This is a genomic window from Methanosarcina sp. 2.H.A.1B.4 (assembly GCF_000979385.1).
Classification (GTDB): domain Archaea; phylum Halobacteriota; class Methanosarcinia; order Methanosarcinales; family Methanosarcinaceae; genus Methanosarcina.
The window spans coordinates 24,505-30,761 of record NZ_JJOV01000024.1; the positions used below are offsets into that span (position 1 = coordinate 24,505).

General features: G+C 45.2%; 3 protein-coding genes. All 3 read left to right on the forward strand.

The features are described 5' to 3' along the window. The first annotated feature begins 279 nt into the window (after positions 1-279). On the forward strand, positions 280-1,377 hold the full coding sequence (locus tag EO92_RS03775) for an AI-2E family transporter (RefSeq protein WP_048169423.1): 1,098 nt from the start codon (positions 280-282) through the stop codon (positions 1,375-1,377). A 253-nt stretch (positions 1,378-1,630) separates the two neighbouring features. Continuing rightward, positions 1,631-3,538, forward strand: a complete 1,908-nt coding sequence (locus EO92_RS03780) for a threonine--tRNA ligase (protein ID WP_048169425.1) — start codon at positions 1,631-1,633, stop codon at positions 3,536-3,538. Positions 3,539-4,072: 534 nt separating this feature from the next. Next, on the forward strand, positions 4,073-6,257 hold a 2,185-nt coding region (locus tag EO92_RS03785; RefSeq protein ID WP_048169428.1), incomplete at its 3' end, for a DEAD/DEAH box helicase.

The window sequence follows — 6,257 nt, forward strand, 5'->3', positions numbered from 1 at the left end:
TTAAACCTGTAATCTTACCAGGCCCTTTCAGGTCACACATTTTCGAAACATCCCGATAATAACTGATTACCCTGTTATTTACCTGACCGAGTTCCCCCTGAACTGACAGAATTTTATACTAATGACGCCAATGATGTTTATATCAAACTTTGAGCTTAACAATGTTTTACATCCGGGCTCATTTAATACATTTGTTTCCTGTTCACGAATTTGATTATCTTTACCTCTCAATTAATTGATTGAATGATTATCATCTATTTATCATAACGGAACTGAAGAATGCGATTAAATTACCCACCCGACGGAGTCAGCCAGCTCATTGCCAGCCGCTGGAAAATAGGAATAGCCATTGCATTAGCTGTGCTTTTATTCTTCGCTTTCCTGATCCTGCTGCCCCTGGCAGACGGAATAGTGCTCGGGATAGTCTTTGCATATATTGCCCGGCCTATCCAGATTAAATTTGGAAAGTATAGAAAAGTAGGGGCTTTGATAGCTAGCCTTTTCATTTTCATCCCTATAGTATTCATTGTAGGAGCCGGAGTTGTTGAGATCCTTAACCAGGTCTCCTGGATAATTGAACACCAGACTTCAGTCATGGGCGGAATTTTAGACTTTATAAATGCTCTGGAAATTCCGGAAACATATGTTGAAAGGATAAATACTGCTATCTGGAACCTCTTTACTTCCCTGCTCCCTGCAGTCGGCAGCATAGGGCTAATCTCATATGCCCAGAGCATCGGTCTCTTTGTTATTAATTTCATAGTTTCGATTTTCTTCTGTTATTTTCTGCTTGCCGATGGGGACAGGCTTTACTGTGCGTTTCTAGGCGTGATACCAGAAGATTACCAGGACATTGTAAACCGCTATGCAGCTCATCTGGACCTTATCCTGAAAGGAGTTTTCATAGGCAATGCTTATGCTGCCCTCATAGTAAGCGTGACTTCAGTTTTCGTTTTTTACGCTTTCGGATTTACCCATGTGCTGGCACTTGCAACCCTTATCTTCATAGCATCGGTTGTCCCTCTTTTTGCCGGATATATGGTGCTTGTGCCTCTGGCTTTAATACGTTATTTTGAACAGGGATTTGAAAGTGCATTTCTTTTTTTTGTGGTTTCTTCCCTTCTAATTTATGGCCCTCCCGAACTGATCCTCAGGCCTTTCCTGACCGGTATGAGGTCAAAGATCCATCCGATGCTGCTCATGCTCGCCTTCTTAGGAGGGGCTTTTGTGGGAGGAGTTGCAGGTTTTTTTGCAGCCCCTATTCTTCTGGGAGCACTTGTTGCAGCTTACAGAGTTTATCAGGAACAGATTCATCCTGAAATGGTAGCACAGGCTGACCTCTACCTCAAGAATCTGACAAAATCCTGCCAGGACTGATTGATAAAAATACATTTCAATGAGGAGAAAGGGATTGCTTTATATCATTGCAGGATGTTAGGACTGTCATATATTCTTCTTAACTTCCTTTAATCAAGATCTACTGACGGGTACAGACCTCAAACAGTCCAGAAATCAGGTCCTGGTATTAAGTTGTAATACTAAGTCATAAAATACTGTTTGAGCCTCTGTTTGATCCAGAACAAAAGCCAATTAGGAACACATATTCGGCTTAGAAAACACAGGTGATAGAATGCAGTTATTGCTCATTCACTCTGACTATATTGAATACCAAACCAAAAAACAAACTCCAGTTGCTGAAAAAATAGAAGAGTCCTTAAAGTCAGGCAGACTTGAGGAAGCACTCACCGCTTTTACGGCTGTGGAAAGCGTGGATGAAGCCAATCCAGAAGAGGCCATAGAAAAAGCTGTATCTGAAATCGAAAAGGTTGCAGCTCAGGTCAAAACCGACCGCATAATGCTTTATCCATATGCCCACCTGAGCTCTGACCTTTCCTCTCCGAAAGTTGCAGTAGAGGTCTTAAAAGGCATTGAGAAAGCCCTCTCAGGAAAATATGAGGTCAAACGTGCTCCTTTTGGATGGTACAAAGCCTTTACTGTAAGCTGTAAGGGGCATCCCCTCTCCGAACTTTCCAGGAGCATCCGTCCCGAGGGGACAGCAAAAGCAGTATGCAAAACTGTGGCAGTCGAGGAAAAAGAAGAGGTAGTTTCCGAAGCCCTGAAAGCCGAAGGTACTGCCAGGTCCTACTGGCGCATCCTGACTCCGGACGGGGAACTCCATGAAATCGAGGGCTTTGACCTCACTCCTCATCCGAAACTTCAGAAGTTTGTGAATTATGAAATGTCCAAAAGCAGGGCGGTTGAGCGTGCTCCTCCCCATGTTGAACTCATGCGGAGGCTTGAGCTTGCAGACTACGAGCCAGGGTCAGACTCAGGAAACATGCGCTATTACCCCAAGGGAAGGCTTGTTAAGTCCCTCCTTGAAAACTATGTGCTTGATGTCGCAACCGAGTTCGGGGCAATGGAAGTCGAAACTCCCCTGATGTACGACATGAACCACCCGACTCTCAAGAAGTACCTTGACAGGTTCCCTGCAAGGCAGTATTCTATTGAGTCTGACAAGCGGCAGATGTTCCTGCGTTTTGCAGCCTGCTTCGGGCAATTCCTGATGAACCACGACATGACGATCTCCTACAAAAACCTGCCATTAAGGATGATCGAAATGACCCGCTACAGTTTCAGAAAGGAACAGCGTGGAGAGCTCGTGGGCCTGAGAAGACTTAGGGCTTTTACTATGCCTGATATGCACACTCTCTGTGAGGATATGAGCCAGGCTGTAAACCAGTTCAAGCAGCAGTATGACCTCTGCATCGACGTGCTTGAAAATGTGGGAATCCATATTGATGATTATGAAGTTGCCATCCGTTTCACCAGGGACTTCTATGAGTCTAATAAAGACCTGGTAGTCAGCATGGCAAAGACCGTAAACAAGCCCGTGCTTGTTGAGATGTGGGATACCCGTTTCTTCTACTTCGTGCTCAAGTTCGAGTTTAATTTCGTAGATGCCCTTGACAAGGCAAGCGCCCTTTCCACTGTCCAGATCGATGTGGAAAATGCCGAAAGGTACGATATCTCTTATGCGAGCGCAGACGGTAAACTGGAGAGACCGACCGTTCTCCACTGCTCTCCAAGCGGAGCAATCGAACGCTGTATCTATGCTCTCCTTGAAAAAGCTGCAATGGAAACAGAAGAAGGAAAAGTCCCGATGCTGCCTTTATGGCTTTCTCCTACCCAGGTAAGGGTTGTGCCGGTTTCCGAAAAACACCTCGCTTTTGCCGAAGAGCTTTCAAAGAAACTGGACTGCAGGGTTGATGTTGATGACCGCGACCTGTCCATAGGAAAGAAGGTAAGGGAAGCGGGCAGGGAATGGGTGCCATACGTTGTGGTTATTGGAGATAAAGAACTGGAGGAGGGCACGATTAACGTAACCGTCCGGGCCGAATCCGAACAGGATAAGCCTAAAAAAGTTCAGATGACCCCGGAAGAACTGAATACCCGCATAAAAGAAGAAACTGCTGGCAAGCCCTACAGGAAGCTGCCTCTTGCAAAGTATCTTTCTGCAAGACCAAAGTTCTTCTAAACTCTTTCAAATTTCCTTTTCCGGAAGATCTCAAAGGACAGAGGACCTCTGCAACGAGCCTTTTCCTTTGACTTTTCCGTACATAAATTGTTGCAGTTCATGAGTTCTGCAGAATAATATATCCAAAGTTCATGTGCTATCATGTTCTTTAGAATTCCTTATAATTAAAATTCCACAACTTTATATACAACTTTATATTATAGTAATTCTTATACTGCCGTAATTCTTATATCGCCGTAGTTCTTATTACTGAAAAGGTATTCCTTTTAACTAAAAGCCGTTCAAACATGCTCTTTTCGATTTCGGAACGAAAGGAGATGACCCAGGTTTTCTGGACTGAAGTTTTTTATCCGTAATTTTGCAGTCAGGGGAGTTAATTCTTAGAATATTTCCAGTTGCATGCACTGTTTCCTGTGCATGGAGCATGCAGTTTCCCGGAAAACTTTTTGAAAGGTAGATTTCTGATATTATTGAATATAAAAAAATTTACAAATTCAAATTTTATAGAGTGAAAAGCGTGAGGACAGCGTACTGATGACAATTTCAAATGAAGCCTCAGCCGGCATGGAAACCGTCGAGCTCGAGCCCTTGAGGGAAGATAAGAAGAAAATCTTTGAGGATATTCTGGAATATTTTGAAACCCATCAGAGAGGCTATATCAAAGTTCCCACTGGCTGGGGCAAGACCTTTCTTTCAAAACATATAATGAAAAAATATTACGAGGAAGGAAAACTTGTACTTTTCCTTATTTCGAAAAACAACCCTCTCCTGAGTCAGACATACTACGACAGGAAAAAAAACAGGCCCCTCTTTCCCAATAGTGCGCTCCTCTCTTCCGAACAAAAGGTCGCTAGAAAAGAGATTGCAGAAGCCCTTAGAAAATCCGGGCAGGAAAAAGGTGAAGGCTTTGTGCTCTTTGCCTCACTGCAGACAGTCCTCGGAAAACAGGCCTCCGAAATCAAAGAACTTCTTCTCGAATATACCGACCTTGCAATCGTGGATGAGATCCACAACTTCATAAACAACAGGGGAAACGACTTTCTCAATGAGTTTGGAGAACGGACTAAAATCCTGGGGATGACTGCAACTCCTTTCCAGGGTGTGGTCGGAAATGTAAAATTCGTGGATGAGATTGCCGGGGATATGAGGGAGGTCTATGCAAAGACCCTTCCTGAGTGTATCCTTGATGACGAACTTGCACCCCTTAAGTATACGATTGCTGAAAGTTCGGAGGATATATTTGAGATCTTTGACTTTGAGAAAGGGCTGGATGAACTTGACAGGCAGGACCTTTACCTTGACTGCAGCACTGTTGATAAATTGAGAAAAGTTATCCGTAGAACCCAGCTCGCAAAAGATGTGTACGATTCGCTGGTAAAGCAGAGGAATGCAAAGACCCTTGTCTTCTGCGCCCCCGTCCGGAAGCGTGTCTATGGAGCCGGGGAGGACGGAGAGGAAATCAACGCTTTTCATGCAAAACTCACTGCCTCGGTTTTCAATGGGGAAATCTCTGCCCCGGAGCTGGAAAAGGATTCTGATCCGGTATTGCCTCTTGATTTTGAGAATTATACTCCAGAAGGGGAGTTCACAGATGCTGCTTTTATGACTTCTGAATTGCCTAAGGAAGAACAGAGTGCTCTTCTTGCAGCTTTCAGGGAAGCAGGAAAGCCGCCCTATGTCCTTTGCACGGTCGGTATGCTGATCGAAGGCTTTGATTTTCCGGGGCTTGAAACCCTTATCCTTCTGCGGCCAACCCTGAGCATGCGGCTCTTTGAACAGCAGGTAGGAAGGGTTACAAGGCTTTCTCCGGCTTCCGGGAAGTATAGGGGAAACATCTTTGAAATCGCGGACAACATCGACTCCCTCTATCAGCATTTCGGAGAAGGGGTTTTCAACGGGGAAAAGGTCGACCAGGTACAAATGCTCCAGCCTGAAATCCGCCTCGAAGAGCTTTTCTCCGAAGGAGATGCAGCCCGGGCAATTGAGGAAGGAAAAATCGAAATCAGCAAGGTAGACTTCAGCAACTTCAGGAAAGGAAAAGGAAAGGGAAAAGGAAAGGATGTGCAGGCAGTAGAGGTCCCTGTCAGGCTTCCCCCAACCGCCCTGAGGGCAAAATATTTCTCGCGCCTTCTTGCCATCACAGAGGAAAAGGATATAGGAGCCTTTGAACGGGAAAAGCGGGAACTTATGCGGGGTGCCTTAAGGTTCAGGGTCAGGGAACTCAGAGACGCAGAAGAGCTCGCGAACCTTTCCGGCCAGATAAACAAGCTCAAGAGAGAAGCCTACGAAGACCGCCGGTTAGGGGATGTTTCAAGGCAGCATAAGCCCAAGGTCTTCGGGGAAGTTGAATGGCTCCTTAAACTCCAGGCCTTAAATTCCCTGAAGTACCACGGTGAGCGCATTTCGATGCCCGAGAAAAATAGAATTCTAAAGACCCTGGGATTTGACCCTGATATCAGGAAGATAGACAGCTACAGGCTCAAGTGCCTGAAACTTGGTTCTGCCCAGAAGAACATTCCAGACCTTGTCAAAGTTCTCGGGTTCGTAAGCCGCCTATCATCTTCTGAAACCTACCAGTTCCTTGATAAAAAGAAGAAAGAACAGTGGAAGAGAGAATTCCTGCCTTCGGTTTACTGGGGCTTCTGCTTTATTGACGATTCTCCGGAACTCAGGGAGCTTTTTGAGTCCACGGAATGGGACCTGTCTCTTATACACATCT

Coding starts and splice junctions, on each gene's coding strand:
- EO92_RS03780 (WP_048169425.1), top strand. CDS start 1,631: ATGCAGTTATTGCTCATTCACTCTGACTATATTGAATACCAAACCAAA.
- EO92_RS03775 (WP_048169423.1), top strand. CDS start 280: ATGCGATTAAATTACCCACCCGACGGAGTCAGCCAGCTCATTGCCAGC.